This is a genomic window from Aliivibrio sifiae (genome assembly GCF_002954715.1).
GTDB lineage: Bacteria > Pseudomonadota > Gammaproteobacteria > Enterobacterales > Vibrionaceae > Aliivibrio > Aliivibrio sifiae.
In genome coordinates this window covers 1,051,900-1,055,272 of sequence record NZ_MSCP01000002.1, presented here as the reverse complement: position 1 = coordinate 1,055,272, position 3,373 = coordinate 1,051,900, and the positions used below count along the sequence as shown (strand labels likewise).

Here is a 3,373-nt window from a genome sequence, read left to right as displayed (position 1 = left end):
AAAGATTCTTTATAGTATTGATTTGAAAAATAGAGGTTAAAATTTCTGAGGCGGTAGTTATTGTATCGATGGTGAGGAATGGGTTGTGTAAGTATAATTATGTAAGTCATAGAAAAACACCAATGAGAGCCCCGATGTTTTTCTAATTAAATAAATATTTTAATATCTTCCGTATGGTGCTGTTGTGTCGTACCAAATATCAACGCAACCAGCTTTCTTTAAGTCACTAATAAATTTTTCACTGATATAGAGCACACGATTTTTATCATAAATAAATGCACTAGTTTCTGGTGTATCGATTGATTCGTATTCTGGAAATTGTAATAACTCTATAGTTTTATAGTTGTCAAATTGTCGATCATAGTCATCTTCATTATTACCAAAATCAAAGTTGGACTCCCATAAGTCCATGTTTTTTAGCCACTTTTCGTCAATCTTATCAAGTATGTCTTCCCATAAGACAAATCGTACTTGTTCATTAAATACGATAAATAAATCAGGGTTTGAGAATATCATTTTGGGTCTTTTTTCTGGTAGTGTGGCACTAATGTTGTTTTTGTTGAATTTAATATACATATTAACCTACCCATGAGTCATTAAAGTTATTGACAGGGATAAATTCAATTCCTGTTGGATTCATTGACATTATTTTTTCTACGATTTTTTTATGATAAAAAGTATGGAAACCCCATGATTCGTCTTTAAATATTAACCTTTTATATAAGGGTATACTTTCGATCTTGTCAGGGTCAAGAATAAGCTTTTTCATTCCTGAAATACTACCTCGTTTTTTTCTTTTGAATTCACTTTTTTCATGATCTATTACATTTAGTTCATTAGCCAGTTGTAGCATCATAAACTCATGTTCTCCCTTATCTTTTAATAAGATAGGAATCCAATTACCACCATAAATATTTTTTATATTAATAGAGTTATATATATTTAATGAAATAGAAAATTCAGGATGTAAGATGATATCCGATATCTGATAGGATTCTTTTAGCTTATATTTTGATAAAACAGGTATTGGCTTACTAGGAAATGTGAATCTAGTACTGTAAGCCCCTTCTTCATACTCTTCTGGTACTTCATACATTGGAGTGTATGTGTTTTCTTTGGGAAAGTAATATTCGTTCATGATCCAGCCTTTAGTTTTCTTGGTTCCATTATTAAATTCTTTTTATTTTTTATTTGATGTATTTTATTGTTAATTTTTAATCGGTGTGAGCATGATTCCCTTTTTTTCTTATCACTTTCAATATTTCCACCGCCGCAACCAATTTTACATCCAGGAGCATAATCCTTTCCATATCTCGAGATGGTCCAGTGAAAGTTGTTTAGTTTATCAATGACATCTTCTGCTGCATCATCTAAATCTTCAGTGAATGCTTCTTTATTATTTTTTTTACAATAGAATTTATTTTCAGCTCTTTTTTTTATTTCACTTATCTGTTTTTTTACACCTTTTAAGTAAGTGATTTCATCATTATATAGAGTTTCACATTCTTCATCTGGAATTTCTTTCGGGTTATCTCCTGACCAGTATTTATTAATAATATTTTCATAATCTAGTCCTCGATTGTGATTTGAACGGTGAACGTGAGTCTCTACTTGGCAAGCTATTTTTGTGCTGCTTGGTAGCATTACTCCATTATTCGCTCGATTTATATCATACTCATATGTTTTTCTCCAGATTTCCCATAAGCGACCATTTAAAGAATCAGTGGTGATAATATGATGTGCCTGAAGTCCTCCTTTTTCAGTGTTATGTTTTCCATCGTACCAAGGATGTATTTTTAAGTTGCTAGACCAACTTTTTTTAGCTATTTTTTTAGCTAGTTTTGAACCGTCACCTTTGATAAGCAAGTGACTCGAAGTTGTATTGTTTGCTTTTTTAGACATAAATAACCTCTAATATGCATCACAGATATTTGGTGTTTTCTTACAAATAGGGCATTTGAATTCTTTATTATCTTTCTTCTCACTTACCTTATCGTCACTGCGGCCAGATTGAGAAGACTTACCTGTATTATGCTTAGTTTTCGCAGGATAAACGTGATCTGCTTGGCCTAAAATACGTTTGAATAAATCATCAAATTCACTCATGGCTTCTTGTAATTTGTTTGGTACTACTTTGTCGATAATATTGAATTCATCGGCAAGTTTTAAGAAGTAGTTACTTAATTCATCAGCACCAATTCGGTTTGCGTAAGAGGCGAGCTCGGTAACGACTTCTATACATGGTTGCAGTACATTTGAAATAATCTGACTGGCTTGTTTTGCATAGTCAGCCCAATCAAGTGTACGTAAGAATTTTTCAGGGTCACCTTTACCCATGGCTCTCATTATGGCTAATAAATCGTCCTTTGAGGTTGCCTTACCTGATTTTAAAGCAACCTTACAGGTACCTTTTACCGCGCTGCCAAATACAGGGATACAACCAATTAACGTTAAAGAAAGTGCTAACCAATTTTCTGGTTTATCGCGTTCTTCTTCGTTTAATAATGTCATGGTATTTGCGACCATATCTCGAACATCTGCGGCTTGGTCTACAACAGGAAGCATCGTTATTGCCGTGCTTGCTAGAATTTGCTCTACACTTGCATCATCATTGAAATCACCGAGAATGACACCCCAAACCCAATTAGCACCGCCAGCCATTTTTTTCCATGGGTTTTCCCAGAAGCCAGTTTCACCGCGTTTAGAGCCATCAATAAGCATTTGAGCGCTGGCGTTAGGGTTGTAGTTTGGATTTTTTTTATCTGGATTGTTGGGCGTAAATTCACGAGTATCTTCACCGTATTCAATGGTGAACTCTCCTGGGGAAACACCGCTAATGCTTGCTCTGCCATTTTGACCTAAACCGCCTTCAAATATCGCGTTCGTTTGGTCTGTTAGGGTATAGCTTGCCCCCTGAACGGGATCACCATCAGAATAAGAAAGAAATAAATCAACCGTATAAGTCCCTTCTTCTTCAGCCGATACTGATACAGAAGGATTCTGAGCACCACCTAAACACATGGTGTTGGCTTTGTTCATTGTCATTTGATCTGATAAACGACAAACGCCTTTACCCTCAAACTTAACAGTAGGAGAGGCAGAGATGAATTCGGCCTCAGCTTCTATGGTGCCAGAGGCTACGCCTTTTTTATCACCACCGGCATCACCAGTACTTTTTGAAAATGTGCTTCCTTTAATCGCAACAGGATTACCCCCATCCATTGTGATGGTGGTTGTGCCTTTAGCTAAGTCAGCTGACTTGGCATTATTGCCATAAGGGATAGGCACAATAGGTTTACCTACCTTAGTTAGACAAACATCGGGTAGGGTTGCATTTGCTTCCCCACCAGAGCCTTGATGAACTACGCTCAAT

Annotated in this window: 4 protein-coding genes; all 4 read right to left on the bottom strand. The window is 35.7% G+C overall.

The annotated features are described in order from the left end of the window. Positions 1-159: 159 nt before the first annotated feature. From BTO23_RS15990 to BTO23_RS15975, 4 genes are read right to left on the bottom strand one after another with little or no spacing between them, the layout of a single operon-like run. Complete coding sequence (locus BTO23_RS15990) at positions 160-576, bottom strand: hypothetical protein (protein ID WP_105064013.1); 417 nt, start codon at positions 574-576, stop codon at positions 160-162. 1 nt (position 577) lies between these two features. Next, the gene (locus BTO23_RS15985; RefSeq protein WP_061006030.1) at positions 578-1,138 is read right to left on the bottom strand and encodes a hypothetical protein; all 561 of its coding nucleotides are present in this window, start codon (positions 1,136-1,138) and stop codon (positions 578-580) included. Then, positions 1,135-1,902, bottom strand: a complete 768-nt coding sequence (locus BTO23_RS15980) for an AHH domain-containing protein (protein WP_105064012.1) — start codon at positions 1,900-1,902, stop codon at positions 1,135-1,137. The genes BTO23_RS15985 and BTO23_RS15980 overlap by 4 nt, the downstream gene beginning before the upstream one ends. 9 nt (positions 1,903-1,911) lie before the next feature. Beyond that, positions 1,912-3,372, bottom strand: a complete 1,461-nt coding sequence (locus tag BTO23_RS15975) for a PAAR-like domain-containing protein (protein WP_245922125.1) — start codon at positions 3,370-3,372, stop codon at positions 1,912-1,914. Between the last annotated feature and the right edge of the window lies 1 nt (position 3,373).

Bases quoted from the DNA above. Each gene is read 5' to 3' on its own strand.
- BTO23_RS15990 (WP_105064013.1), bottom strand. From the start codon at position 576: ATGTATATTAAATTCAACAAAAACAACATTAGTGCCACACTACCAGAA.
- BTO23_RS15985 (WP_061006030.1), bottom strand. From the start codon at position 1,138: ATGAACGAATATTACTTTCCCAAAGAAAACACATACACTCCAATGTAT.
- BTO23_RS15980 (WP_105064012.1), bottom strand. From the start codon at position 1,902: ATGTCTAAAAAAGCAAACAATACAACTTCGAGTCACTTGCTTATCAAA.